General features: G+C 65.2%; 1 pseudogene. It reads left to right on the top strand.

Going from position 1 to position 210, the window contains the following annotated elements:
- Positions 1-70: 70 nt before the first annotated feature.
- Positions 71-210: pseudogene (locus F6Q13_RS20400) on the top strand (4-hydroxy-2-oxovalerate aldolase); the annotation flags it as partial.

The following is a 210-nucleotide window of genomic DNA, read 5'->3' on the forward strand; positions in this document are numbered from 1 at the left end:
TGGACATCATGACGGCGGCCGCTGCACGAGTCGGCGAGCTGCTGGCCAAAGCGAAAGTAGGAGTTTGATGATGGGCAGTCAGGACAGCGGCCGAGACATCGACGTCCGGATCACCGACACGACCCTGCGTGACGGCAGCCACGCGATGTCGCACCGGTTCACCGAACAACAGGTGCGCGACGTGGTGCGCGCCCTCGACCGCGCAGGTGT

It is taken from the genome of Mycobacterium sp., from assembly GCF_008709575.1.
Classification (GTDB): domain Bacteria; phylum Actinomycetota; class Actinomycetes; order Mycobacteriales; family Mycobacteriaceae; genus Mycobacterium.